Origin of the sequence: Microbacterium sp. NPDC078814 (assembly GCF_040702645.1) — a bacterium.
Lineage (GTDB): Bacteria > Actinomycetota > Actinomycetes > Actinomycetales > Microbacteriaceae > Microbacterium.
The window spans coordinates 254,130-280,186 of sequence record NZ_JBFBLT010000002.1 but is presented as its reverse complement, the minus strand read 5'-3'; the positions used below and the strand labels follow the sequence as shown (position 1 = coordinate 280,186).

26 protein-coding genes are annotated in these 26,057 nt (G+C 70.6%); 15 read left to right on the top strand and 11 right to left on the bottom strand.

Translation table 11 applies throughout. The annotated features are described in order from the left end of the window. Positions 1-73 precede the first annotated feature (73 nt). The 4 genes from AB0300_RS04595 (at position 74) to AB0300_RS04580 (ending at position 4,061) form a co-directional block, all read left to right on the top strand. Positions 74-727, top strand: a complete 654-nt coding sequence (locus tag AB0300_RS04595; protein ID WP_366215546.1) for a VTT domain-containing protein — start codon at positions 74-76, stop codon at positions 725-727. A gap of 5 nt (positions 728-732) precedes the next feature. Beyond that, entirely contained in the window at positions 733-2,001 is a 1,269-nt protein-coding gene (locus tag AB0300_RS04590) for a sensor histidine kinase (protein ID WP_366215545.1), read from the top strand. Next, positions 1,998-2,669: a response regulator transcription factor gene (locus tag AB0300_RS04585; protein ID WP_085607696.1), complete on the top strand. Its 672-nt coding sequence runs from the start codon at positions 1,998-2,000 to the stop codon at positions 2,667-2,669. The genes AB0300_RS04590 and AB0300_RS04585 overlap by 4 nt, the downstream gene beginning before the upstream one ends. Before the next feature lie 96 nt (positions 2,670-2,765). Beyond that, the gene (locus AB0300_RS04580) at positions 2,766-4,061 is read left to right on the top strand and encodes an acyltransferase (protein WP_366215544.1); all 1,296 of its coding nucleotides are present in this window, start codon (positions 2,766-2,768) and stop codon (positions 4,059-4,061) included. Positions 4,062-4,064: 3 nt separating this feature from the next. On the opposite strand, the gene AB0300_RS04575 is transcribed toward AB0300_RS04580, so the two are convergent. Together AB0300_RS04575 and AB0300_RS04570 are read right to left on the bottom strand one after the other, a co-directional pair. After that, positions 4,065-4,658: an energy-coupling factor transporter transmembrane component T gene (locus AB0300_RS04575; protein ID WP_366215543.1), complete on the bottom strand. Its 594-nt coding sequence runs from the start codon at positions 4,656-4,658 to the stop codon at positions 4,065-4,067. After that, a complete protein-coding gene (locus AB0300_RS04570) occupies positions 4,655-5,368 on the bottom strand; it encodes an ABC transporter ATP-binding protein (protein ID WP_366215542.1) in 714 nt (237 codons plus the stop codon). Before AB0300_RS04570 ends, AB0300_RS04575 begins: the two co-directional genes overlap by 4 nt. A 50-nt stretch (positions 5,369-5,418) precedes the next feature. Here AB0300_RS04570 and AB0300_RS04565 point away from each other — a divergent pair, with 50 nt between their 5' ends. Beyond that, positions 5,419-6,003, top strand: coding sequence for a TetR family transcriptional regulator (locus AB0300_RS04565; protein WP_025103645.1), 585 nt, complete (start codon positions 5,419-5,421; stop codon positions 6,001-6,003). Here AB0300_RS04565 and AB0300_RS04560 read toward each other — a convergent pair. The 7 genes from AB0300_RS04560 to sufB all read right to left on the bottom strand — a co-directional run bounded on the left by AB0300_RS04560 (position 5,966) and on the right by sufB (position 12,641). Further along, on the bottom strand, positions 5,966-7,336 hold the full coding sequence (locus AB0300_RS04560) for an MFS transporter (protein ID WP_085607703.1): 1,371 nt from the start codon (positions 7,334-7,336) through the stop codon (positions 5,966-5,968). The genes AB0300_RS04565 and AB0300_RS04560 overlap by 38 nt on opposite strands. Beyond that, entirely contained in the window at positions 7,333-8,487 is a 1,155-nt protein-coding gene (locus AB0300_RS04555; RefSeq protein ID WP_085607705.1) for an aminotransferase class I/II-fold pyridoxal phosphate-dependent enzyme, read from the bottom strand. The genes AB0300_RS04560 and AB0300_RS04555 overlap by 4 nt, the downstream gene beginning before the upstream one ends. A gap of 93 nt (positions 8,488-8,580) precedes the next feature. Next, complete coding sequence (locus AB0300_RS04550) at positions 8,581-8,910, bottom strand: metal-sulfur cluster assembly factor (protein WP_017202280.1); 330 nt, start codon at positions 8,908-8,910, stop codon at positions 8,581-8,583. Positions 8,911-8,919: 9 nt separating this feature from the next. Continuing rightward, the gene (gene sufC, locus AB0300_RS04545; protein WP_366215541.1) at positions 8,920-9,690 is read right to left on the bottom strand and encodes a Fe-S cluster assembly ATPase SufC; all 771 of its coding nucleotides are present in this window, start codon (positions 9,688-9,690) and stop codon (positions 8,920-8,922) included. Between the two features lie 3 nt (positions 9,691-9,693). Continuing rightward, complete coding sequence (locus AB0300_RS04540; protein ID WP_025103649.1) at positions 9,694-10,020, bottom strand: non-heme iron oxygenase ferredoxin subunit; 327 nt, start codon at positions 10,018-10,020, stop codon at positions 9,694-9,696. Beyond that, on the bottom strand, positions 10,017-11,222 hold the full coding sequence (gene sufD / locus AB0300_RS04535) for a Fe-S cluster assembly protein SufD (protein WP_062634313.1): 1,206 nt from the start codon (positions 11,220-11,222) through the stop codon (positions 10,017-10,019). Before sufD ends, AB0300_RS04540 begins: the two co-directional genes overlap by 4 nt. Continuing rightward, a complete protein-coding gene (gene sufB, locus AB0300_RS04530) occupies positions 11,223-12,641 on the bottom strand; it encodes a Fe-S cluster assembly protein SufB (protein WP_025103651.1) in 1,419 nt (472 codons plus the stop codon). It abuts the gene before it with no gap. Positions 12,642-12,873: 232 nt separating this feature from the next. Here sufB and AB0300_RS04525 point away from each other — a divergent pair, with 232 nt between their 5' ends. Further along, positions 12,874-13,995 carry a COX15/CtaA family protein gene (locus AB0300_RS04525; RefSeq protein WP_366215540.1) on the top strand — a complete coding sequence of 374 codons (1,122 nt, stop codon included), beginning with the start codon at positions 12,874-12,876 and terminating at the stop codon, positions 13,993-13,995. 68 nt (positions 13,996-14,063) lie between these two features. Further along, the gene (locus tag AB0300_RS04520) at positions 14,064-14,549 is read left to right on the top strand and encodes a hypothetical protein (RefSeq protein ID WP_025103653.1); all 486 of its coding nucleotides are present in this window, start codon (positions 14,064-14,066) and stop codon (positions 14,547-14,549) included. Here AB0300_RS04520 and AB0300_RS04515 read toward each other — a convergent pair. Continuing rightward, on the bottom strand, positions 14,495-15,400 hold the full coding sequence (locus AB0300_RS04515) for a heme o synthase (protein ID WP_366215539.1): 906 nt from the start codon (positions 15,398-15,400) through the stop codon (positions 14,495-14,497). The genes AB0300_RS04520 and AB0300_RS04515 overlap by 55 nt on opposite strands. A gap of 249 nt (positions 15,401-15,649) precedes the next feature. Here AB0300_RS04515 and tkt point away from each other — a divergent pair, with 249 nt between their 5' ends. Genes tkt through pgl form a run of 6 tightly spaced genes read left to right on the top strand, consistent with a single transcriptional unit; the run spans position 15,650 to position 23,747 of the window. Then, positions 15,650-17,746, top strand: a complete 2,097-nt coding sequence (gene tkt, locus AB0300_RS04510; protein ID WP_025103655.1) for a transketolase — start codon at positions 15,650-15,652, stop codon at positions 17,744-17,746. Continuing rightward, positions 17,743-18,855, top strand: a complete 1,113-nt coding sequence (tal, locus tag AB0300_RS04505) for a transaldolase (RefSeq protein WP_062634304.1) — start codon at positions 17,743-17,745, stop codon at positions 18,853-18,855. Before tkt ends, tal begins: the two co-directional genes overlap by 4 nt. Then, positions 18,852-20,459, top strand: a complete 1,608-nt coding sequence (locus tag AB0300_RS04500; RefSeq protein ID WP_366215538.1) for a glucose-6-phosphate isomerase — start codon at positions 18,852-18,854, stop codon at positions 20,457-20,459. The genes tal and AB0300_RS04500 overlap by 4 nt, the downstream gene beginning before the upstream one ends. A gap of 20 nt (positions 20,460-20,479) precedes the next feature. Continuing rightward, positions 20,480-22,030: a glucose-6-phosphate dehydrogenase gene (gene zwf, locus AB0300_RS04495; RefSeq protein ID WP_025103658.1), complete on the top strand. Its 1,551-nt coding sequence runs from the start codon at positions 20,480-20,482 to the stop codon at positions 22,028-22,030. Then, positions 22,027-22,962, top strand: a complete 936-nt coding sequence (locus AB0300_RS04490; RefSeq protein ID WP_025103659.1) for a glucose-6-phosphate dehydrogenase assembly protein OpcA — start codon at positions 22,027-22,029, stop codon at positions 22,960-22,962. Before zwf ends, AB0300_RS04490 begins: the two co-directional genes overlap by 4 nt. Positions 22,963-22,967: 5 nt before the next feature. After that, the gene (gene pgl / locus AB0300_RS04485; RefSeq protein WP_025103660.1) at positions 22,968-23,747 is read left to right on the top strand and encodes a 6-phosphogluconolactonase; all 780 of its coding nucleotides are present in this window, start codon (positions 22,968-22,970) and stop codon (positions 23,745-23,747) included. Here the strand turns inward: pgl and AB0300_RS04480 are convergent. Then, positions 23,741-24,781: a DMT family transporter gene (locus AB0300_RS04480; RefSeq protein WP_366215658.1), complete on the bottom strand. Its 1,041-nt coding sequence runs from the start codon at positions 24,779-24,781 to the stop codon at positions 23,741-23,743. The two genes, pgl and AB0300_RS04480, sit on opposite strands and share 7 nt — an antisense overlap. Before the next feature lie 61 nt (positions 24,782-24,842). On the opposite strand from AB0300_RS04480, the gene def reads away from it, so the two are divergent. Both def and AB0300_RS04470 read left to right on the top strand, forming a co-directional pair. After that, a complete protein-coding gene (gene def / locus AB0300_RS04475; RefSeq protein WP_025103662.1) occupies positions 24,843-25,409 on the top strand; it encodes a peptide deformylase in 567 nt (188 codons plus the stop codon). 116 nt (positions 25,410-25,525) lie between these two features. After that, entirely contained in the window at positions 25,526-26,041 is a 516-nt protein-coding gene (locus AB0300_RS04470; RefSeq protein WP_025103663.1) for a septum formation family protein, read from the top strand. Positions 26,042-26,057: the final 16 nt, after the last annotated feature.

Genomic DNA, 26,057 nt, shown 5'->3' with positions numbered 1-26,057 from the left:
ATGCCGCCGTGCCTGTGGCGACGCCCGCCACGGATATCCCTCTCCAGGGTGACCGAGGCGATACCCCGGAGTGATGCCCCTCTCCCCACCCGCTGCTTACGGTGCCGGAGTGGACATCCTCAACGACCTCATCCTGCAGGCGATCGCCTCCCCCTGGCTGTACGCCGTGCTGTTCGCGGTGACCGTGATCGACGGGTTCTTCCCGCCGGTCCCGAGCGAGACGGTCCTCGTCGCCGCGGCGGCGGTGGCCGCGTCCACCGGTGACGGTGACATCGTGCTGCTGGGTGCCGTCGCCGCCCTGGGCGCCGCGATCGGCGACAACATCGCGTTCCTCATCGGGCGCCGACTGGGCACGACGAGGTTCGCCTGGATGCGGCGCCCCCGCGTCGCCGGCGCCTTCGCCTTCGCGCAGCGCGCCCTCGACCGCCGCAGCGCCACGCTGATCCTCGGCGCCCGCTACATCCCGATCGGACGCGTCGCGGTGAACATGTCCGCCGGAGCGCTCGGGTTCCCCTGGCGGCGGTTCCTCCCGCTGAGCCTCATCGCCGGTGTGAGCTGGAGCGTGTTCAGTCTCGCGATCGGGCTGCTCGCCGGCGCCTGGCTGCACGACCAGCCCGTGCTCAGCGCCGCGATCGGCATCGTCGTCGCGTTGCTCGTCGGTGTGATCATCGACCGGATCGCGGCGCTCCGCCGACGCCGTACGCCGGTCGCGCACCTGGCAGGATGAGACGCATGGCACGCCGCCGAGAGCGCACCCCGCGCCCGCCACGGATGAGCCGTCGCACCGGCGCCCTCGTGGCTCTGACTGCGGCGGTCGTCGTGCTGTACGCGCTCCTCGTCTCCCTGCAGACGGTGCTCTCCGGCACGCCGCTGCCCCTGTCCTTCCTGCTCGGCGCCGCCGTGTGCGGCGCTCCCCTCCTCGTCCCCTCCCGGCCGCGGACGGCGATCGTCGTCTTCGCCGCCGGCGCCTTCCTGCTGCCGCTCCTCGTCGAGCCGGCGCGCGCGATCCACTCCCCCTGGCCCTGGTCGGTACCGGCGCTCCTGGCCTTCGTCCTCCTCGTGGGCGTGATGTCCTTCGTGCAGGACGCCCGCCTCGGAGGCCTCACCCTCGTGATCGGCGCACTGACCTCGCTGACGGCGCCGCTGCTGCGCCCGGACATGGTGGCGACGCCGGCAAGCTCCGGCAGCGCCACCGCCAATCTCATCGTGACGACCTCGGTCGCTGCCGCGATGCTGCTCATCGCCGTCCTCGTCGCCGGTCGCGTGCGTGTCGCGGCGGAGCTCACGAGGGAGAAGGAGCACAGCGCGCTGGAGGAATCCCGGCGCGCTCTCGTGGAGGAGCGCACCCGGATCGCCAGGGAGCTGCACGACGTCGTGGCGCACAGCATGTCGGTGATCCAGGTGCAGGCGTCGACCGCGCGCTACCGGATCGCGGACCTCGACGCCGAGGCCGCCGCCGAGTTCGACGACATCGCCGCCACCGCGCGCACGTCGCTCACCGAGATGCGGCGCATGCTGGGAGTGCTCCGCACCGAGGACCAGCACGCCGAGCTCGCACCGCAGCAGGGATTGGACGACGTCCCGGCCCTCGTCGACACGATGCGCCGGGCAGGGGTGGAGGTCGGCCTCGTGCTGGAGGGGATGGAAGCGGCCTCCGCGGCGGGACCCGGCGTGCAGATCGCCGCCTTCCGCATCGTGCAGGAGGCGCTGAGCAACGCCGTCCGCCACGCGCCCGGTGCCCGCGTCACGGTCCGGCTCCATGCCGACGCCGATGCCCTGCACATCCGTGTGCACAACGCCGCACCGCCGCAGCCGACCGAGAGCCCCTCCGGCGGCTACGGCCTCCGGGGAATGCGCGAGCGCGCCGAACTGCTCGGCGGAAGCCTCGCCGCCGGGCCCTCCGACGACGGCGGCTGGACCGTCGAGGCCACCCTGCCGCTGTCTGCAACGGCCGCACCGCCCACCCCGACCGCCTCGGCGGAAGACAAGGAGAACCCGTGACGATCAGCGTGCTCATCGCCGACGACCAGGCGATGGTCCGCGCCGGTTTCGCCGCCCTGCTGGACGCGCACGAGGGGATCCGCGTGGTGGGCCAGGCGGCCGACGGCGCGGAGGCCGTGACGCTCGCCGCGCGGCTCGATCCCGACGTCATCCTCATGGACGTCCGCATGCCGGAGCTCGACGGCATCGAGGCCACCCGCCGCATCCTCGGTCCGTCGTACCCGGCCGCGCACGTGCCGCGGATCCTCATGCTCACCACCTTCGACATCGACGACTACGTCTACGACGCCCTCGCCGCCGGGGCCAGCGGGTTCCTCCTCAAAGACGCTCTGCCGGAGGAGCTCGTCCATGCGGTCCGCGTGGTGGCCGGCGGCGATGCGCTCCTCGCCCCCAGCGTGACCCGGCGCATGATCGAGCAGTTCGCCGGACGGCGGCCGGCCTCGCGGCGGTCGGCGACGGCCCTCGCCGAGCTCACCGACCGCGAGCGGGAGGTCCTCGTCCTCATCGGCAAGGGCCGGTCGAACACCGAGATCGCGGGCGACCTGTTCATCGCCGAGCAGACCGTGAAGACCCATGTCGGCAAGGTGCTCGCGAAGCTCGGTCTCCGCGACCGCGTGCACGCCGTCATCCTCGCGTACGACACCGGTCTGGTCGAGCCCTCCGCCTGAGTCACCCCTGCGTGGGGGTCAGGACGGCACCACGGAGTGATGTCCCGCCCACCACCGCCTCCATAGCCTCCGAGGACACCGTTCCCAGGAGGACTCATGGTCATCGCCGCGGCTCCACGCCTCAGCACCCCCGCCCCCGCTTCATCCGGCCACGCGGGTCACCGCGACACCGGCATCGACGTCGTGCGCGCCGTCTGCGTGCTCGGCGTCGTCCTGCTGCACGCCGTCATGGTCGGGGTCACGGTGTCCGAGACCGGGCCGGTGTTCGAGAATGCGAGCGACGGCACGAGCTGGATCGCCCCGCTGAGCTGGCTGCTGCAGGTGATGCCGCTCTTCTTCGTGATCGGGGGATTCTCCGGGCTCCTCGCGTACCGCCGCCTCCGCGCCCGCGGCGGGAGCGCGACCGCCTTCGTGGCCGGTCGGGTGCACCGGCTCCTGCGCCCGGCCCTGTTCACGGTCGGCGCGGTCGGGGTCGCGCTCGCGGTGCTCACCGTCCTCGGTGTCGCGCCGGATCTCATCGCCGTCGCCGGCTTCCGATACGCACAGCCGCTGTGGTTCCTCGGGGTCTTCCTGCTGTGTCAGGCGCTGCTCCCCGCGTTCGTCGCCCTGCACGACCGCGCGCCCCTGCGTACGATCACCCTCCTCGCGGGTGCGGCCGTGGCGGTCGATGTCCTGCGGGCCGTGACCGGGACGGACGCCGTGGGCTTCCTCAACCTCGCTTTCGTGTGGTTGACGATGCAGCAGCTGGGATTCCTCCTCGCCGACGGCCGCGTGGACGCCCTTCGTCGCCGGACCCGCGTCACGATCGGCATCGGCGCCCTCGGGGTGCTCGTCGCCCTGTTCCTCATCGGCGCGTACTCCCCCGACCTCATCGCCAACATCAACCCGCCCACGTTCGCCCTGCTGCTGGTCGGGCTGATCCACACGATCCTGTTCTCCCTGTACCGGGCGCACATCGGGCGCCTCAGTCGTCGCCGTCCGGTGGCCGCGTTCACCGCCTTCGTCACCCGGCGGACGATGACGATCTACCTCTGGCACATGCCGGTGCTGCTGGCGATGGCCGGGGCGACGGCGCTGGTCGCTCTCCTCGGCGGATTCACTCTGCCCGCGCTCGACAGCGCGGAGTGGTGGGCCGCCCGCCCGCTGTGGCTCCTGACCGCTGTCGTCCTCACCGCGATGGTCGCGGTCCGTGTCGACCGGTTCGAGAATCACCCCTCGCCGCAGGCCACGTCCTCGCGGCGCCGCCTGGCCGTGGGAACCGTCCTCGGCCTCACCGGAGTGGTGCTGCTGCTCGTCCTCGGCACGACCGTCTCCACCGCCGCCCTCGCGGTGCTGCTCCTGGTCGCGGCGCTGCGGCTGGCGGGACGCTCCGAAAGCCCCGTCCTGGTGTGACCGTCAGCCGACCCCGCGGGCCGCGAGGGCATCGCCGACCTGATCCGCGTGGCGCAGCGTCAGCACGAGCAGCGGCACCACGCCGCGCACGCCCAGGCGGACTCCTCGTGCGCGCTCCGCGTCCCGCACCCGCTGCGCGAGTCCGGCCACGACGGGAACCATGGTCAGCGTGAGCGACACCGCCATCGACACCGCCTCCGGATCGACCCCGACGCGCCGCAGCGGACACAGGAGGCGCTGCAGCACGGCCAGGAGATCGGACATGCGCGTGGTCAGGGTGAGGAGGGCGGCGAGCAGCAGCAGCACGGCGACCCGCCCGGTGCTCACCCAGGCGGCGACGGGAGACACGAAGACGGCGAGGGCGATCGCGAGCACGAGCAGGACCGCACGCAGCCGCCACAGCTCCGTCACCGCGGCGGAGAGCGGCACCCCCGCGATCGGGTAGAGCGCGAGCACGGTCGCGAGGCAGACCGCGATGCTGAGCGGCCCGTGCGGGAACAGCGTCAACGCGAGCGCCGCGACGGCGAGCCCGGCGAGCTTCGGACCGGCCGGCACCCGATGCATCAGTCCCGCACCGACCGGGGACGGCAGGATCATGCGCACAACCGGCGGTAGCGTGCGATGACCGCCTCGGGCTCTCCCTGTTCGACGACGCGCCCGCCGTCGAACAGGACGGCCGTGTCGCAGCGGGCCGCGAGCTCGAGATCGTGGGTGACGATCAGCACCTGCGCCTCCTGCGACAGAAGGAGGTCTCCGATCCGCCGCGCGTTGCGCAGGTCGAGGAGTGTCGTCGGCTCGTCCGCCACGATCAGCGCCGGCTCGGCGAGGAGCACCGCGGCGAGGGCCAGCATCTGCTTCTGTCCTCCCGAGAGCGACGACGCCGGGATGTCGGCGTGGGCACCGAGACCGTGGCGCTCCAGGGTCTCCTGCACGCGGGCGGCGATCTCGTCACGGGGCCGCCCTCGGAGCGACAGCGCCAGATCCTCGGCCGGAGTCGGCATCAGGATCTGGGCATCCGGATCGGTGAAGACGAAGCCCACCCGGCGGCGCACGGCGGTCCGCTCCCGGAGCGCGTCGAGGCCGTGGACGGTGACCGTTCCTGTGGTCGGCGTCATGAGGCCGTTCAGCAGCCGGGCGAACGTCGACTTCCCCGAGCCGTTCGCTCCGATAACGGCGATGCGCGGTGCGGTGAGCTCCAGCGTCACGTCGTCGAGGAGCACGCGGTCGTCGACGGTCACGCCCACGCCGTCGAGACGCAGCGTCCCCGGCTCCGCGATCGTCGTCGCGTCCCGCTCCCGCCAGCGCATGCATCCTCCTGAACACCGTTCACCTGAACGCCGTTCACTATAGTGGGGGCATGAGTCCCGAGACGAATCCCGCCCGTCACGATCGGGAGAGCGTCGCACGGACCGCCCTCGCCCTTCTCGACGAGGTGGGGTTGGCCGATCTCTCCATGCGCCGCATCGCGGCCCGGCTCGACGTGCAGCCGAGCGCTCTCTACTGGCACGTGGCGAACAAGCAGGAGCTCCTCGCCGACCTCGCCGATCGGATCACCGCGACCGTCCCGGACGGAGCGGAGGGCGTCCTCGCGACCGCCCGCGCGCTCCGCGACGCCCTCTTCGCCTACCGGGACGGCGCCGAGCTCGTCCTCAGCACCTACGCGCTCCAGCTCGGCTCCGCGCATGCCCGCGACGCCCTGGTCGCCGCGCTCCGCACCGAGGGGGCCGCCGATGCCGAGGACCGCGGGGCGGCGATCCTGCACTTCGTGCTCGGCCATGCCACCCTCGTCCAGCAGCGGATGCACGCCGACAGCCATGGCGCACTCCCGGCCTCCGGCGAGGTCGACGTCACCGCGGGCCTGGACCGGGTGTTCGACCTCGGCGTCCTCGCCCTGGCCGGTGAGCTCAGCGCACCGATGACTCCGCGGCGTGCCCGAGCCTGAGCCCGGGGATCACCGCGAGCAGCACCAGCCCGACACCGAGGACGAACACGACGGCGAACGCGTCCGCGCCGCCGCCGAGGGTGGCGACGGCGAGCCCCGCCAGCGCGATGGCCACCGCCGAACCCGTGGCATCCGAGATCGACAGCGCCGAGGAGTTGAATCCCTGGTTCGTCTCGTCCGAGTAGGCCAGCGTCAGCACGGTGAGCCGCGGATACAGCAGCCCCATGCCGCCCCCGGCGAACGCCCACCCGACGATCACGAAGACCGGGGAGGCATCGAACGCCGCTGCGGCCAGGACGCAGAGCATCGCCACGAGCAGTGCGCCGAGGCTGAGCGCCGTGATGCGGTGATTGCCCAGCCGCTCACCGTAGCGGCCCTGCGCAGCCGACGCCCCGGCCCAGGCGAAGGCCGCGAGCATCAAGGCGACTCCGGCCCAGGTCGCGGAGAAGTCGAACTTCCGCATCAGCAGGTACGGGATGTAGGCCTCGGCGGCGAAGAACGCCCCGGCCGCCACCCCACGCATGAGCACGACGCTGGGAAGCCCGGCACCGGCTCGGAGGGTCCGTCGTGGCAGGAGCGGGAGCACGACGACGCCGATCGCGAGCACGGCCCCCAGTGCCACCGGCCACCCGATCGCCGGATCGAGCTCGGCGGACAGTCCGATCACCACCGCGAGCACCGCCACGACGACGGCCAGCAGCAGCCGGGTGAGCAGCGCCCGGCGGTCCTGCGGCTCCCCGCGGCCGAGATCGACACCCCGCAGACGGATCGCGATCATCGAGAACGCGATCGCGGTCAGGACCGCCACGCCGAGGAAAGCCCAGCGCCAATCGAGGTACTCCGCCACCGCTCCCGCGAGGAAGGGCCCGATCATCGACGGGACCACCCAGGCGGCGGCGAACGCCGCGAACACCCGGCCGTGCAGGTGCGGCGGATACAGCCGCGCGACCACGACGTACAGGGCCACTGTCTGCCCACCCGCGCCCAGCCCCTGCACCAGTCGTCCGATCAGGAACTGGGGCATCGTCGTCGCGAACCCGGAGATCAGCAGCCCCAGGATGAAGAGGGCGACGGCGGCGTACAGCGCGCCGCGCGGACCACGCGTGTCCGACCAGGACCCCGCCGCGACCATCCCGATCACGCTGGTCGCGAGCGTGCCGGCGAAGGCGACCGCATACAGCGACTCCCCGTCCAAGGCGTCGCTGACGATCGGCATGACCGTGGTCACCGCCAGGGCCTCGATCGCGGCAAGGAAGATCAGGGCGACGGCACCCAGGGTCACCCAGAACCGGCTGCGGTCCCAGATCGTGGCGGTGGGATCCGCCGCCGTCATCGCTCGACGAGCGCGGCGATGCGCTCGATCGCCTCGGTGAGGACCTCCGGGCTCGTGCCGAAGTTGAGTCGCACGTGCCCGGCCCCTTCTTCGCCGAAGGCCGGGCCGAAGTGCAACGCCACCTTCGCCTCGCGGAGGATCTTCCGGGCGGGGTTGTCTCCCCAGCCGAGGGCGGAGAGGTCGATCCACGCGAGGTATCCCGCGTCCGGAAGGCGATAGCGGGCGGCGGGGAGGTGACGGGCGAGCAGGTCCTCCAGCAGGACACGGTTCTCGTCGAGCGTGCGCAGGAGGCCGTCGAGCCACGCGTCGCTCTCCTCCGAGAACGCGGCGACGGCGGCGAGCAGACCGAACTGCCCCGTCCGCCACTCCACCTCGACCGGCAGGTCGCGCACGACCGCGGACGTCTCCTCCGCGGCGGTGACCATGAGCGCGCACTTCAGCCCCGCGAGGTTGAACGCCTTGCTCGCGCTGACGACCGCATAGCCGATGCGGGCCGCCGCGTCGCTCACGGCGAGGAACGGCGTGAATCCCGCGCCCGGCTGGGCGAGCGGCGCATGGATCTCGTCGGAGACGATCGTCGCGCCGTACTCCTCGGCCAGTTCGGCCAGCGCGGACAGCGTCTCCCGATCGTGCACGGTGCCGGTCGGGTTGTGCGGGTTGCAGAGGAGCATGGCCGTCGCGCCGTCCTCGAAGGCGGCGCGGATCCCGTCGAGGTCGAGCTCCCAGCCGGTCCCCGTGTCGCGCAGCGGGACGCGCTGCACCTCGGCACCGGCCTCGGCGACGAGGTCGTAGAAGGGCGGGTAGACCGGCGGCGTGACGACGACGCGCTCCCCCGGCTGCGTGACGCGACGGAGGATCTCGACGATGCCCATGCTCACGTCCGCCGTGCTGCGCATCCGCGCCGGGTCGGGGCGCCAGCCGAAGCGACGCTCCGCGAAACCCGCATACGCCTCCGCCAGCGGTGTCCGCGAGGCGATGTACCCGGTGTCCCCGAGATCCAGCGCCCGCTGCAGTGCGGCGGTGATCGCCGGGGCGAGCGGGAAGTCCATCTCCGCGACGAAGAGGGGCAGCACGTCCTCGGGATACTCCCGCCACTTCTCGCTGGTGCGCTCACGCAGCTCCGACAGCGGCAGGGCCTTCACCGACAGCATTCGTCCTCCGATTCTCCCCGCGTCGATGCGGAGACGTCGAAGCGGGCGTGCCCGGCACGCCCGCTTCGTCTGGTGGTCAGGTGACCGGAACGCTCAGATCGCGAAACCGAGCGCACGCATCATGTCGCGCCCGTCGTCCGTGATCCGCTCGGGTCCCCACGGCGGCATCCACACCCAGTTGATGCGGAAGCGGTCCACGACGTTGTCGAGGGCCTGCGCCGTCTGGTCTTCGAGGACATCCGTGAGCGGGCAACCCGCGCTGGTCAGCGTCATGTGGATGACGAGAGCGTCGTTCTCGTCATCCCAGGCGAGGTCGTAGATGAGTCCGAGGTCGACGACGTTGATCCCGAGCTCAGGATCCATCACGTCCTTGAGAGCCTCGGTGACCGCGTCGTACTTCTCGTCCGTCAGGGTCGCTGTCATGCGATCAGCCTACGCCTCGATGGGAGCGGAGGGGTCGAGGAATCGGTCGTAGCCCTCGTTCTCCAGACGGTCGGCGAGCTCGGGGCCGCCCTCCTCGACGATCTTGCCCGCGACGACCACGTGCACGTAGTCGGGGTGGATGTAGCGGAGGATCCGGGTGTAGTGCGTGATGAGCAGCACACCGAGGCCGGTGGACTCCTTCGCGCGGTTGACACCCTCGGAGACGATCTTCAGCGCGTCCACGTCGAGGCCGGAGTCGGTCTCGTCGAGCACGGCGAACTTCGGCTTGAGCACCTCGAGCTGGAGGATCTCGTGGCGCTTCTTCTCGCCGCCCGAGAAGCCCTCGTTGACGTTGCGCTGCGCGAACTTCGGGTCCATGCGGAGGTTGGCCATGGACTCCTTGACGTCCTTGGTCCACTGCCGGATCGAGGGCGCCTCGCCGTCGAGCGCGGTCTTCGCGGTGCGCAGGAAGTTCGTCACGGTCACGCCGGGGATCTCGACCGGGTACTGCATGGCGAGGAACAGACCGGCGCGGGCGCGCTCGTCGACGCTCATCGCCAGGACGTCCTCACCGTCGAAGGTGATGGAGCCGGAGGTGACCGTGTACTTCGGGTGGCCGGCGATCGTGTAGGCCAGGGTGGACTTGCCGGAGCCGTTGGGGCCCATGATGGCGTGGGTCTCACCGGTGTTCATGGTGAGGGTGATTCCGTTGAGGATCGGGGTGGTCCCCGCCTCGGTCTCGACCGTCACATGCAGGTCGCGGATCTCGAGAACAGACATTCTTCAGACTTCCTTCGTCACAGCGGGATCGATGAGCACGTCGTCGCCGTCGATCTCGACGACGTAGACCGGGACGGGCTCATATGCGGGGAGATTCTGGGGCTTGCCGGTGATCAGGGAGAAGGCCGAGCCATGGGCCCAGCACTCCACCGTGTCACCTTCCACGAAGCCCTCGGACAGCGAGATGTCGCCGTGGGTGCAGGTGTCGCCGATGGCGTGGATGACGCCCTCGCCGTCCTTGATGACCGTGATCGGCACACCGTCCGGCTCGACGCGCAGCGGCGTGTCCTGCTCCAGCTCGGAGACGCCGCAGACGCGCTGCGCGGTCACGCGTCCACCTCGGCGAGCTCGGCCTCGATGGCGGCCAGCAGCTCCGACTCCAGGTCGGGGATGCCGAGGCGCAGCACGATGTCGGTGAGGAAGCCGAGCACCACCAGTCGGCGGGCCTCGTCCTCCGGGATGCCGCGGGCCTGGAGATAGAAGAGCTGCTCGTCGTCGAAGCGGCCGGTGGCACTCGCGTGCCCGGCGCCGACGATGTCGCCCGTCTCGATCTCGAGGTTCGGGATGGAGTCGGCGCGTGCGCCCTCCGTGAGCACCAGGTTGCGGTTGGCCTCGTAGGAGTCGGTGCCGGTGGCCTCCGCCCCGATCAGCACGTCGCCGATCCACACGCTGTGGGCGCTCTCGCCCTGCAGCGCGCCCTTGTAGAGCACGTCGCCGGTCGTGTGCGGGCCCTTGTGGTGCAGGTACACCTGGCTCTCCAGGTGCTGACCGGAGTCGGCGTAGGAAAGCCCGTAGAGGTAGCCCTCGGAGCCGGCGCCGGCGAGCTCGACGCTCGGGTTCACGCGCACCACGCCGCCGCCGAAGCTCACGACGAAGTGCTTGAGGGTGGCGTCGGCCGCGACCCGCGCCTGGTGGGCGGCCGCGTGCACGGCGTCGTCGTCCCACTGCTGCACGGAGACGACGGTGAGCTTCGCCCCGTCGCGGACGATGATCTCGACGTTCTGGGCGTACTGCGCCGAGCCCTTGTGCTGCAGCACCACCGTGGCGGCGCTGTGCTCGAGGGCCTCGATCACGATGTGGGCGTCCGCCCGGCGGTCGGCACCGGCGCCCGTGAGCGACAGGAAGATCGGCGCCGCGACCTCCTCCTCGCGCGGGATGCGGATGTGCAGGGCCTCGGAGGCGCCCTGCCACGCGACGGCGGCGGTGATGTCCTCGGCGAGGAAGACCTCACCGCGCGGAGCGGTGCCCGCCGTGAGCGGTGCGGCGACGTACTGCTCGCCGGACGTGAAGGAGTACTGCACGCCGTCCTCGCCCTCCGCAGTGCGGAACAGCGGCGTGAGCGCGGCCACCGGCGTGTGCTTCCAGTTCACCTCGCGACCGGTCGGCGTGCCGAAGTCGTCCGGGTCGAACGAGTGCGGACGCTCGGAGCGGGTCTGCACCGGGACGAATCCGGCGTCCGCCACCTGGGCGGCCGGGTCGATGTGCGCGTTCGTGTGCTGCGCCTCGCTGGGCGCTGTCGTCGAGGCCGCCATTTAGCCGACCGATCCTTCCATGCCCATCTCGATGAGCTTGTTCAGTTCCATCGCGTACTCCATCGGCAGCTCGCGCGCGATCGGCTCGATGAAGCCGCGCACGATCATCGCCATCGCCTCGTCCTCGGGCATGCCGCGGGACTGCAGGTAGAAGAGCTGCTCCTCGCTGACCTTGGAGACCGTGGCCTCGTGGCCGAGCTGCACGTCGTCGACACGGATGTCGATCGCCGGGTAGGTGTCGGACCGGGACTTGGTGTCGACGAGCAGCGCGTCGCAGCGGACGGTGTTCGCCGAGTGATGGGCGGCGGCGTCGACACGGACCTCGCCGCGGTAGCCGGCACGGCCACCGCCGCGGGCGATCGACTTCGAGACGATCGACGACTGCGTGTACGGCGCCATGTGGATCATCTTCGCGCCGGCGTCCTGGTGCTGGCCGGGGCCGGCGAAGGCGACGGAGAGGGTCTCGCCCTTGGCGTGCTCACCCATCAGGTAGATCGACGGGTACTTCATCGTCACCTTGGAGCCGATGTTGCCGTCGACCCACTCCATGGTCGCGCCCTCGTGCGCCACGGCGCGCTTGGTGACCAGGTTGTAGACGTTGTTCGACCAGTTCTGGATCGTCGTGTAGCGCACGCGGGCGTTCTTCTTCACGATGATCTCGACGACGGCCGAGTGCAGGGAGTCCGACTTGTAGATCGGGGCCGTGCAGCCCTCGATGTAGTGGACGTAGCTGTCCTCGTCGGCGATGATCAGGGTCCGCTCGAACTGGCCCATGTTCTCGGTGTTGATCCGGAAGTAGGCCTGCAGCGGGATCTCGACGTGCACGCCCTTGGGGACGTAGACGAACGAGCCGCCCGACCAGACGGCGGTGTTCAGCGCGGCGAATTTGTTGTCGCCCGCGGGGATGACCGTGCCGAAGTACTCCTCGAAGAACTCGGGGTGCTCGCGCAGGGCGGTGTCGGTGTCCATGAAAATGACGCCCTGGGCCTCCAGGTCCTCGCGGATCTGGTGGTACACGACCTCGGACTCGTACTGCGCGGCGACGCCGGCGACGAGGCGCTGACGCTCGGCCTCGGGGATGCCCAGGCGCTCGTACGTCTCGCGGATCTCCTCGGGGAGGTCTTCCCAGCTCTGCGCCTGCTTCTCGGTGGAGCGGACGAAGTACTTGATGTTGTCGAAGTCGATGTCGCTGAGGTCGGCACCCCAGGTCGGCATCGGCTTGCGGCCGAAGAGCTGATAGCCCTTGAGACGGGTCTTCAGCATCCATTCCGGCTCGTTCTTGAGGGCCGAGATCCCGCGGACGACCTCTTCCGAGATCCCGCGTTTCGCGACGGCACCCGCGGCATCCTCATCGTGCCAGCCGAATTCGTACACCCCCAGACCATCGAGCTCCGGGCGGTCGATCAGCACATCCGACATGCAACACTCTCCTCACAGGTCCCAAACGGTGTCATCCGCCCCGACACACCTGATCCCCGTCGAGTCTGCGGGAGCGGGTGCCGTTGGTGGGGCCCTCATCACGGGCGCTTCCATCGCGCCTAAACTGTTGACGATGCTTCAGCGCTGTCAGCGCTCATCGCAACAATCCGATTCTACAGGTTCCGCCTGACGGACGGGCCGTGCGCCACGTCTTCGACGGGCCGGAGGACTTATGCCCGAGACGACCATCCCCGCCCCCTCGACGACCGGGGCGACCGCCTCCCCCCGCTCCGCGGTGTGGGGTCGTGCGCTCACCGTCTTCGCGTGGCTGTCGTTCCTCAGCGAGACGATCATCATCGGCACCGGCGGCGCCGTGCGGCTGACTGGATCCGGCCTCGGCTGCACCGAGTGGCCGCTGTGCACGCCCGAGTCGCTCGTCCCGATCGTCGAGGTGCAGGGCATCCACGGGATGATCGAGTTCGGCAACCGGCTGATGACCGGCGTCGTCGGGATCATCGCGATCGCCGTCGTCCTGCTCGTCCTGCACACCATCAGCGGCCGCCGGGCGCTCATCGACGCCCTGTGGTTCGCCGTCGGCGGTCTCGCCGGCGCGGCCGTCGCCTTCGCCCTGGTCTCGCTCACCGACTTCCCGGCGTTCCCCGTCGCGTCCGCCGTCCTCCTGGTCGCGGTGATCGCGGCGGCGGTCCACTCGGTGCGCACGACGCCCGCCCGGCGGGATCTCGTCCTCCTCGCCTGGCTCGTGCTGATCGGCGTCGTCGCACAGGCCCTGGTCGGCGGCATCACCGTGCTCACCGGCCTGAACCCCTTCATCGTCGGGTTCCACTACACGTCGTCGCTCCTGCTCGTCTGCATCACCGCCGCGTTCCTCGTGCGGCTGGCGACTCCGGAAGGACCGCGCGAGCGGGCCGTCCCCACCTGGTTCGCGATCGTGACGCACGTCACCGGCCTCGCCCTCGCCGTGACCATCCTGTTCGGCGTGCTGACGACCGGATCGGGCCCGCACTCGGGCGACGCCGACGTGCTTCGCCGCGGCTTCGACGCCACGGTCCTCGCCCATGTCCACTCCTGGCCGGGCTACATCCTGGCCGCCCTCGTGCTCTTCCTGACGGTGTCCGCCTGGGTCCTGCGCCTCGAGCCCCGCCGGTGGCTGCTCGTGCTCGTCATCGCGATCCTCGTGCAGGTGGCCGTCGGCGTCTGGCAGGCGCGGGAGGGGCTGCCGCCCGTGCTCGTGGGCATCCACATGGTCCTGGCATCGCTGTCGGCCGCGACGTACACGGTCGTCGTGCTGCACCTCAAGCGCACCGCGGCCGTCGTACCCGCCCACGTCGACTGACCTGCCGCACAGACGATCCATAGCGCGCGCACCGGGCGCTCATCACCGCATCGACCATCGTGGTCGACATGAACAAGACACTCACCCGCAGCGCCGGGTTCTGGCTCCTCATCGTCGTCTCCCTCGCCGCGGTCGGGGTCGGCGGCTGGATGATCGCCGGACAGGTCGGCACGATGACCACGACCCTGATGGACGGCACCGCCACCGGTGTCGAGGTGTACGTCGGTCAGTCGCTCGTCGTCGTCGGCGCGGTCGTCCTCGGCGCGGGCCTGGTGGGCCTGCTCCTGTCGCTCGGCCTCGTCGCCGCGCGCACGCTCGTCGCCACGCCCGTCACCGCCGCGCCGGTCGTCGAGCACGAGGCGCCGAGCATCCAGGACGAGACGATCGAGACGGTCTCAGTCCCGCGCGACGAGCCCGCTCTCCGGACCGCCGATGCCGAGTTCGCAGAGCCGCAGGTCGATGCGGAGCCTCAGGCTGACGAGCCCCAGGCCGACGAGGATCAGAAGGGCAGCAGCGGGTCGATCGCCACGGCGACGAACAGCAGCGTCAGGTAAGTGATCGAGGCGTGGAAGACTCGCATCGGCCGCGCCTCGGTCCCCCGCACTGCCTGGTTGTACAGGCGGTGCGACTCATAGATGAACCAGCCGCCGAACACCAGCGCGGAGACGGTGTAGACGAGGCCCATGCCGGCGATCGGCACGAGCAGCAGCGAGCAGGCGACCGTGGCCCACGCGTACAGGATGACCTGCAGGCCGACCTGCGACGCGTTGCGGGTGACGCCGAGCATGGGCACGTCGACGTCGTCGTAGTCGTCCTTGTACTTCATGGACAGCGGCCAGTAGTGCGGCGGCGTCCAGAGGAAGACGAGCAGGAAGAGGATGAAGGCCGGCCAGTCGAGAGAACCGGTGACGGCGGACCAGCCGATGAGGACCGGGAAGCACCCCGCGATGCCGCCCCAGATGATGTTCTGCTCGGTGCGGCGCTTGAGGATCATCGTGTAGATCACGACGTAGAAGAAGATCGCGGAGGCCGACAGGATCGCCGTGAGCGGGTTCGTGGTGAACCAGAGCCACACGGTCGACACGATCGCGAGCGTCCACGAGAAGATCAGGGCGCCGCGCGGGCTGACCTCGCCGGTCACGAGCGGCCGGTTTTCCGTGCGGTGCATGTGCGCGTCGATGTCGCGGTCGAGGTACATGTTGAACGCGCCGGCCGAACCGGCGCTCATCGATCCGCCGATGACCGTCGCGAGGACCAGCCAGAGATCGGGCAGTCCGCCCTGCGCGAGGAACATGACCGGAACGGTCGAGACGAGGAGGAGTTCGAGGACCCGGGGCTTCGTCAGAGTGACGTAGGCGCTCACCGTGCGACGGATGGACGACTTCCGTACGGTCTGATCAGACATCGTCGAGATCTCGATCGCCTCCTCCGCGCGCGTTACCGGACAACCTCTCCAGTGTATGACACGCCGTGACGCGTTCCGCGCCTTCCCCCCCTCAGTCGCCGGGACCGTCCCCGCTATGCTGAGAGCACTCGCGCGCCCGGTGCTGCGCACAACCCCGCCCGTCTCCCGGACGGTGCGGGATGCGCCAGGGAAGTTGCGGATGCGCCAGGGAATACCGGCGCCCTCGAAACTGTCGGAAAGGGCATGAACGTGTCGGAATTGCAGTGGGACGAGATCGATCGACGCGCGGTGGACACCGCCCGGATTCTGGCGGCCGATGCGGTCGAGAAGGTCGGCAACGGTCATCCCGGCACGGCGATGAGTCTGGCCCCCGCCGCCTATCTGCTCTACCAGCGGGTGCTGCGGCATGACCCGACCGACACCGACTGGCTCGGCCGCGACCGCTTCATCCTCTCGGTCGGCCACTCGTCGCTGACGCAGTACGTGCAGCTCTACCTGGGCGGGTTCGGGCTCGAGCTCGACGACCTCAAGGCACTCCGCACCTGGGGCTCGAAGACCCCGGGACACCCCGAGTACGGCCACACCAAGGGCGTCGAGATCACCACGGGCCCGCTGGGCCAGGGCCTCGCGTCGGCGGTCGGCTTCGCGTACGCCGCCCGGTACGAGCGCGGGCTCTTCGACCCCGAGGCCGCAGCGGGCACGAGCCCGTTCGACCACTTCGTCTACGTGATCGCGGGCGACGGCGACCTGCAGGAGGGCGTCACCAGCGAGGCCTCCTCGCTCGCCGGCCACCAGCAGCTCGGCAACCTCATCGCGATCTACGACTCGAACCAGATCTCCATCGAGGACGACACGAACGTCGCCTTCACCGAGGACGTCGCCGCTCGCTACGAGGCCTACGGCTGGCATGTGCAGACCGTGGACTGGAAGAAGACCGGCGAGTACGTGGAGGACGTCGCCGAGCTCCACGCCGCGATCGAGGCGGCCAAGGGCGAGACCGACAAGCCGTCGCTCATCATCCTCAAGACCATCATCGGCTGGCCGGCTCCCGGCAAGCAGAACACCGGGAAGATCCACGGATCGGCGCTCGGAGCCGACGAGCTCGCCGCCACCAAGAAGGTCCTCGGGTTCGACCCGGAGCAGACCTTCGTCGTCGCCGACGAGGTGCTGGAGCGCACGCGCGGCCTCGCGGAGCGCGCCGCCGAGGCCCGCGCCGCCTGGCAGGAGTCGTTCGATGCCTGGGCGGCCGCCAACCCCGAGCGCAAGGCCCTGCTCGACCGTGTCGAGGCCCACGAGCTCCCCGCCGACATCGCCGACGCGCTCCCCGTCTTCGAGGCCGGCAAGGACGTCTCGACCCGCGCCGCGTCCGGCCAGGTCATCAACGCGCTGGCCGCGCAGCTCCCCGAGCTCTGGGGCGGCTCCGCCGACCTCGCCGAGTCGAACCTCACGACGATCAAGGACGCGCCGTCGTTCATCCCCGCCGAGTGGTCGACCCACGAGTGGTCGGGCACCCCGTACGGCCGGGTGCTGCACTTCGGCATCCGTGAGCACGCCATGGGCGCGATCGTCAACGGCATCGTGCTGCACGGGCCCACGCGCGCCTTCGGGGGCACGTTCCTCATCTTCAGCGACTACATGCGTCCGGCCGTGCGCCTGGCCGCGCTGATGAACGTGCCGAGCGTCTTCGTCTGGACGCACGACTCCGTCGCCCTCGGCGAGGACGGCCCGACGCACCAGCCGATCGAGCAGCTCGCGACGCTGCGCGCGATCCCGAACCTGGCCGTCGTCCGCCCGGCGGACGCCAACGAGACCGCCGCCGTGTGGCTCGAGATCCTCCGGCGCCACGAGGGCCCGGCCGGCATCGCGCTGACCCGCCAGAACATCCCGGTGTTCCCGCGCGGCGAGGGCGAGGCCTCGGGCGACACCTTCGCCTCCGCCGCCCAGGCCGCCAAGGGCGCCTACGTCCTGGCCGAGGCGCCGAACGGCACTCCGGACGTCATCATCGTGGCCACCGGCTCCGAGGTGCAGCTCGCGGTGAACGCCCGCGAGGTGCTCGCCGGCGAGGGCGTGAACGTCCGCGTGGTCTCCGCCCCCTCGCTGGAGTGGTTCGCGGAGCAGGACGAGGCCTACCGCGAGAGCGTGCTGCCGTCGTCCGTCACCGCCCGCGTCTCGGTCGAGGCCGGTTCCGTGCTCACGTGGCGCGGCATCGTCGGCGACCGCGGCCGGTCGGTCGGCATCGACCACTTCGGCGCCTCCGCCGACTACAAGACCCTCTTCGAGAAGTTCGGCATCACCACCGAGGCCGTCGTCGCGGCCGCCCGCGAGACCATCAAGGAGAACGCATGAGCACCCCCACCGCCCAGCTCGCCGCCGCCGGCGTCAGCATCTGGCTCGACGACCTCTCGCGCACCCGGATCTCCTCCGGCAACCTCGCCGAGCTGATCGCGTCGCGCAACGTCGTGGGCGTCACCACGAACCCGACCATCTTCGCGAACGCGATCACGGACAAGAACGACACGTCCTACGACGCGCAGGTCACCGAGCTCGCCGCGTCCGGAGCCTCGGCCGAGGACGCGGTGTTCGCCGCGACGACCCAGGACGTCCGTGCCGCGCTCGACGTCTTCCGCCCGGTGTGGGAGGAGTCCGGCCACGTCGACGGACGCGTGTCGATCGAGGTCTCCCCCGACCTCGCCCACGACACCGACGGCACCGTGGCGCAGGCCAAGGAGCTCTGGGACCGGATCGACCGCCCCAACCTCCTCGTGAAGATCCCGGCGACCAAGGCGGGGCTCCCGGCCATCACCGAGGCGATCGCGAACGGCATCAGCGTCAACGTGACCCTCATCTTCAGCCTGGAGCGCTACGCCGAGGTCATCGAGGCGTACCTCACGGGACTCGAGCGCGCCAAGGAGGCGGGCATCGATCTGTCCACCATCCACTCCGTGGCCTCGTTCTTCGTCTCCCGGGTCGACACGGAGACGGACAAGCGCCTGAGCGCGATCGGAACGGACGCGGCCGCCGCACTGAAGAGCAAGGCGGGCCTCGCGAACGCCCGACTGGCTTACGAGCTCTTCGAGAAGACGTTCGCCGAGAAGCGCGCGCAGGATCTCCTCGCCGCCGGCGCCAACGTCCAGCGCCCGCTGTGGGCGTCCACCGGCGTCAAGGACCCGAACCTCCCCGACACGCTGTACGTGACCGAACTGGTCGCGGACGGCGTCGTGAACACGATGCCGGAGAAGACCCTCGAGGCGACGTTCGACCACGCCGTCGTCACCGGAGACACCATCACCGGCGGCTACGAGGAGGCCCGCGAGGTCTTCGCCGGGCTCGCCGAGGTGGGCGTCGACTTCGACGCGGTGACCGAGGTGCTCGAGGAGGAGGGGGTCGCGAAGTTCATCGACTCCTGGCACGACCTGCTCGCGCAGGTCACCGAGGCTCTGGAGGCACAGCGATGACCTTCGCCATCCACGCATCGGGCGCGGCGCGCGTCGCCATCGAGGAGACCGTGCCGGCCCTGGTCCACGACCTCGTCGCCTCCCGCATTACCGGTGGCGACGCCTTGCTCTGGGGTCCGGCCGCCGAGGCCGAGGCGTCGGTCCGGTTCGGCTGGGTCCAGGCCGTCTCGGTCTCCCGCCCGCTGGTCGCGGAGATCGTCGCACTGCGCGAGGAGCTCGCGGCGAAGGGCGTCACCCGCGTGGTCCTCGCCGGGATGGGCGGCTCCTCGCTCGCTCCCGAGGTGATCGCGCAGACGTCCGGCGTCCCGCTCACGATCCTCGACTCCACCGCCCCGGGACAGGTGCTCGCCGCGCTCGACGAGGGTCTCGCCGAGACGGTCCTCGTCGTGTCCTCGAAGTCGGGCTCCACGGTCGAGACCGACTCGCAGCGCCGCACCTTCGAGGCCGCCTTCCGCGACCTCGGCATCGACCCCACCGAGCGGATCGTCGTGGTCACCGATCCCGGTTCGCCGCTCGACGCCTCCGCGCGCGAGGCCGGCTACCGGGTCTTCAACGCCGACCCGAACGTGGGCGGCCGCTACTCGGCGCTGACCGCCTTCGGCCTCGTGCCGTCGGGACTCGCCGGCGTCGACATCGACGAGCTCCTCGACGAGGCCGAGGCCTCCCTGCTCGAGGTGGCCGTGGACTCCGCCGACAACCCCGCGCTCCGTCTCGGGGCCGCGATCGCCGCCACGAGCCCCCGCCGCGACAAGCTGGGCCTGATCACCGACGGCACGCACATCAAGGGGCTGCCGGACTGGATCGAGCAGCTGATCGCCGAGTCCACGGGCAAGGAGGGCACCGGCATCCTCCCGGTCGTCCTGCTCCCGGTCTCGCCGGAGCTCGACCCGGTCCCCGCCGACCTCCAGATCGTGCGCCTCGTCGACGACGCCAACGAGTTCCACCTGCACGAGCGGCACGAGGGCGAGATCCTCGTCAGCGGCACGCTCGGCGCGCAGTTCATCGTCTGGGAGTACGCGACGGCCATCGCCGGGCACCTCCTCGGCATCAACCCGTTCGACCAGCCCGACGTCGAGTCGGCCAAGGTCGCCGCCCGGGGCCTGCTCGACGCCCGCCCGGAGCCGACGGCGCCCGCGTTCGTCGAGAACGGCGTCGAGGTGCGGGTCTCCGATCCCGCCCTCGCCGTGTCGGGCACCGTCGAAGGCGTGCTGGACGCCCTGTGGGCCCAGCTCCCCACCGACGGCTACGTGTCCATCCAGGCCTACGTCAACCGCCTCGAGGTGCCGCAGCTCCAGGGCCTGCGCGAGCTGGTCGCCGCCGACTCGGGGCGTCCGACCACGTTCGGATGGGGACCGCGCTTCCTGCACTCCACGGGCCAGTACCACAAGGGCGGCCCCGCCCAGGGCGTGTTCCTGCAGATCCTGGAGCGCACGGACGTGGATCTCGAGATCCCCGACCGCCCGTTCACGTTCGGGCAGCTCATCCAGGCGCAGGCGGCCGGTGACGCGGGTGTGCTCGCGGAGCACGGACGGCCCGTCGTCTCGCTGACGATCACCGAGTCCTCGGACGACGTGCTCACCCTCTTCGAAGCCGCACAGAAGTAACCGCAGGAGAGCCCCCACCGATGTCTGTACCCATCTCGCGCGGGCACAACCCGCTGCGCGACCCCGACGATCGTCGTCTCAACAGGATCGCGGGGCCCAGCGCCCTCGTGATCTTCGGCGTGACGGGTGATCTGTCCCGCAAGAAGCTCATGCCGGCGGTCTACGACCTCGCGAACCGGGGGCTCCTGCCTCCGGGGTTCGCGCTCGTGGGCTTCGCCCGCCGCGACTGGGAGGACCAGGACTTCGCCCAGGTCGTCTACGACGCGGTGAAGCAGCATGCCCGCACGCCGTTCCGCGAGGAGACCTGGACACAGCTGCTCCAGGGCATCCGGTTCGTCTCCGGCGAGTTCGACAACCCCGACTCCTTCCGCAAGCTGCGGGAGACCGTCGAGAAGCTCGACGTGGAACGCGGGACCATGGGCAACCACGCCTACTACCTCTCGATCCCGCCGAAGGACTTCCCGCTCGTCGCGAAGCAGCTCAAGGACTCGGGGCTCGTGGGCGAGGACGCGGACGACGACGAGCGCTGGCGGCGCGTCGTGATCGAGAAGCCGTTCGGGCACGACCTCGAGTCGGCGCGCGCTCTCAACGCGGCCCTCGAAGTGGCGTTCCCCGCCGACTCGATCTTCCGCATCGACCACTACCTCGGCAAGGAGACGGTGCAGAACATCCTCGCGCTGCGCTTCGCGAACGAGCTGTACGAGCCGATCTGGAACCGCAACTACGTCGACCACGTGCAGATCACGATGGCCGAGGACATCGGCGTCGGCGGTCGTGCCGGGTACTACGACGGGATCGGCGCCGCACGCGACGTCATCCAGAACCACCTGCTCCAGCTCCTCGCGCTCACGGCGATGGAGGAGCCCATCAGCCTCTCCGCCGAGCATCTGCGGGCCGAGAAGGAGAAGGTCCTCGCCGCGGTGCACGTGCCGGAGGATCTCTCCCTCGCCACGGCGCGCGGACAGTACGCCGGCGGCTGGCAGGGCGGTGAGAAGGTCACCGGCTTCCTCGACGAGGAGGGGATGAACCCCGAGTCGACGACGGAGACCTACGCGGCCATCAAGCTGGAGATCGACACCCGTCGCTGGGCGGGCGTGCCGTTCTACCTGCGGACGGGCAAGCGCCTCGGCCGTCGCGTGACGGAGATCGCGGTGGTGTTCAACCGTGCGCCGCAGCACCTGTTCGGCCGCGGCAACGCCTCGGAGCTCGGGCAGAACGCCCTCGTGATCCGCGTCCAGCCCGACGAGGGCGTCACGATCCGCTTCGGCTCGAAGGTGCCGGGCAACGGCACGAACGTCCGCGACGTGACGATGGACTTCGGCTACGGCCACGCGTTCACGGAGGCGAGCCCGGAGGCGTACGAGCGTCTGATCCTCGACGTCCTCCTGGGCGACCCGCCGCTGTTCCCGCGGCATGAGGAGGTCGAGCTCTCCTGGAAGATCCTCGACCCGGTGGAGAAGTACTGGGCCGCCCAGGGCGGTCCGGTGGAGCAGTACGCGCCCGGCTCGTGGGGACCGGCCTCGGCCGACGACCTGCTGGCCCGCGACGGACGAGTCTGGAGACGCCCGTGATCATCGACCTTCCCGACACGACCGTCAGCCAGGTCGCCAAGCAGCTCGTCAAGGTGCGCGAGGAGGGCGGCGCCGTCGCCCTCGGCCGCGTCCTCACCCTGGTCATCGCCGCCCGCAAGGGCGTCGCGGAGGCCGCGATCGACGCCGCGAACGATGCGTCGCGCGAGCACCCGATGCGCGTGATCGTGCTGACCACCGGCGACGGCGAGTCCCGTCTCGACGCGCAGATCCGCGTGGGCGGAGACGCCGGAGCCAGCGAGGTCGTCGTGCTGCACGCGCACGGCGACGCCGCGAGCAACGAGGAGAGCCTGCTGACCGGCCTGCTCCTCCCCGACGCCCCGGTCGTGGCCTGGTGGCCGGACGAGGCCCCCACCTCTCCCGCGACCTCCCCGCTCGGCCGCATCGCCCAGCGCCGGATCACCGATGCCGCCACCTCGCCCGACGTCCGCGACCGGCTCGCCCTCCTCGGGCGCACGCACGCCCCTGGTGACACCGATCTCGCCTGGACGCGCCTGACGCACTGGCGCGAGCAGCTCGCCGCGGTGCTGGACCAGCCGCCGTACGAGACCATCACCGCCGTCGAGGTCCGGGGCGGGAGCGCCTCGCCCTCCACCGCGCTGCTCGCCGCGTGGCTGCAGATGGCACTGGACGTCCCGGTGCGGTGGTCGTACGAGGACCCGGAGCACTGGCAGGAGGGCATCAAGTCGGTGCGCCTCACCCGGGAGTCCGGCGACATCCTCCTCGAGCGCCCGTCGCCCGGCGTCGCCGTGCTCACCCAGCCGAACCAGCCCGACCATGACCTGCACCTGCCGCGGCGGACGCTGCGCGAGTGCCTCGCGGAGGAGCTGCGCCGGCTCGACCCCGACGTCCTGTACGGTCGAGTGATCACGGAGGGCTGGGAGAAGCTCGGTCCGCCCGAGACAGGAGAGTGACCTCGATGCCGGGATCGTCCGCAGAGAAGCGGGTCGTGGTCGAAGCCACCCCGACCGCCCTCGCCCTCCGGGTCGCCGATCGCTTCCTCACCCGCGTCCGCGCGCGCACGCGCAACGGGCGGTTGGCCCACATCGCGCTGACGGGCGGGTCGATGGGCGGTGCCGTCCTGCGCGCCGTCCGGGACAACCCGCGGTCCGCCGAGATCGACTGGTCCCTCGTGCACTTCTGGTGGGGGGACGAGCGGTACGTGCCGCGGAACGACGCGGACCGCAACGCCCTCCAGTCCCGGGAGGCACTGCTCGACCACATCGACGTCCCCGCGGAGAACGTGCACGAGGTCGCCGGCTCCGACAGCGGTCTCGAGCTCGATGAGGCCGCCGCGGCGTACGCCGCCGAGCTCGCCCGTTTCGGCACCGACGACCACCCCTGGCCGTCCTTCGCCGTGTGCTTCCTCGGCGTCGGACCGGACGGCCACATCGCCTCGCTCTTCCCGGACCGCGAAGAGGTCACCGTGACCGATGCCGCGGCGCTCCCGGTGCGGGACTCCCCCAAGCCCCCGCCCGAGCGGGTGACCCTCACCCGCCCGGTGCTGAACGCCTCCAAGCGGGTCTGGCTCGTGCTCACGGGCGCCGACAAGGCGTCGGCGCTGGGCCTCGCCCTCGCCGGTGCCAGCTACACGAGCGTTCCCGCGGCCGGCGCCAAGGGGCGCAAGCGGACGGTCTTCTTCGTCGACGAGGCCGCGGCATCCGAGGTCTCCCCCGACCTCATCGACCAGGCCTACTGAGCGTCGGGGTCGCGCCTCTCGGGCGTGTCCGGGTGCTCCGGCGCGCTCGGCGCCGGCGAGGTCGGAGGGGCCACCGGGTCGCTGCCCCGGGTGATCCCGAGGTCCTGGCTCTCGCTGAGGACCTGCGGATGGAAGCGGGCGAGTCCGACCACACCCCAGACCGCGATGCCGCCGGCGACGCCGAAGACGATGAAGACCCACCAGGGCGCCGCGGCGGCCTCACCGAGCACGAGCATGCCGATGAGAACGGCCACCATGGGGTCGACCACCGTCAGGCCCGCGATGACGAGGTCGGGCGGACCGGAGCTGTAGGCGGTCTGCACGAAGTACGCGCCGACGGCACCCGCCGAGAGCAGCGCGAGCAGGCAGACCGCGGTGATCCACTCGAACTGGCCGGCCTCGATGCGCTTGATGATGACCTTCGCGAGGGTGGCGACGAAGCCGTAGAGGATGCCGGCGCCGATGATGTAGAACAGCGCGCGCATCCGATGCCGGAGGATGAGCCAGCACGCCCCGAGCACGATGATCACGACGAGCAGGATCGCGAGGATGACGAACAGCTCGCGGTCCGTGACCTCCTTCTCCGTGGCGTAGATCGCAGCGAAGAACACGAAGAGGAAGATGCCGCCGACGCAGGCGATGATCGCGGTGAGGGACTGCCTCGTGGGGGCGTGACCGGAGATGCGGGCGTTGAGGAGCGTCGTGATGACCAGGGCGATGGCGCCGAGCGGCTGCACCACGATCAGCGGCGCCTTGACGAGCGCCGCGAGCTGGCAGACGATCGCGAGGCCCAGCATGAGCGTCCCGATCACCCAGGACGGTCGCGTGAACAGGCGCTTGAGCTGATCGAGGCTGAGACCGGCGGCGCCGTCGGAGCCGCTGAGCCGCTCGACCTTCTCCACGCCCCGGTGCTGGTACTGCGCGCCGAGCGACATGAACACCGCACCGGCGAGGGCCAGCGGGATCCCCAGGAGGAGGCCGGGGTTCTGGAACGCTCCGACCAGCTGGTCGCCGACGTCCTCGACCGTCCCCATCCACACCCCTGCGCTCACAGTACGACCCTACCCGGAGAGTGCCGCCGACTAGGGTTGTGACGTGGCTGTCCTTCCGATTCGCATCATGGGCGATCCCGTCCTGCACTCCCCCGCCTCCCCCGTCGAGGCGATCACCGACGAGATCCGCACCCTCGTCGCCGACATGTTCGAGACCATGGACGCCGCGCCCGGCGTCGGCCTCGCCGCCCCTCAGGTCGGCGTGCCGCTGCGGATCTACACGTACTCCTACGTCGACGACGACGACCAGCCCTGGCGCGGTGTGCTCATCAATCCGGAGCTGTGGATGACGCCCCCGGAGCCGGGCGCGCCCGACCCTGAGCTGGAGTCGGAGGGCTGCCTGTCCTTCCCGGGCGAACGGTTCCCGTTGCGTCGCTCCGATCGCGTCCGCGTGACGGCGACCGATCTGGACGGCGGCCCGGTCACGCTGGAGGTGGACGGCTGGCGCGCTCGCATCATGCAGCACGAGTTCGACCACCTCGACGGCGTGCTCTACATCGATCGCCTCTCGGACTCCGACTGGAAGACCACGCAGAAGATCGCCCGCAAGCGGGGCTGGGGGCGCCCGGGGGCCAGCTGGCTGCCCGGCGTCGACGACCTCGAAGGCTGATCGCGTTCAGCCGGCGCACAGCATCCTTCAAGTTGCGTCATAGACTCCGGGCACTATAGCGTGTTCGCGGCGGGGATATTCAGCATGCCCCGCGTCACGCTCTGAAGGGGAAATCCATGATGAAGTCGCGCACCCGTCGCGCACTCGTGCTCACCGGTTCGGCCGTCGCCGTCTCGCTCGCTCTCACCGGTTGCAGCGCGATCAACAGCATCCTCGGCGGCGGTCGCGCCGACGCCGACCGCGACGAGGAGACCGGCCAGGTCACCGAGAGCGCGAACATCGACGTCTTCTCCGTGAAGCTCGGCGACTGCATGCTCGAGACCGGCTCCGGGATGCTCACCGACGCGAACGTCGTGCCGTGCTCCGAGCCGCACGACGAAGAGGTCTTCTACGAGATCAAGATGGACGACGGCGAGTACTCGGAGGACGCCATCAGCGCCGCGTCCGAGGAGTGCATCGGCGACGCGTACACGTCCTTCGTCGGCGTCTCGTACCAGGACTCCGCTCTGGACGTGACCACGCTCACCCCCAGCCAGGACTCGTGGGAGCAGGCCAACGACCGCGTGATCCAGTGCATCATCGTCGACCCGGCCGGCCAGGTCGAGGGATCGCTCAAGGGCGCCGCGCGCTGATCCGACCGCGTCTGCA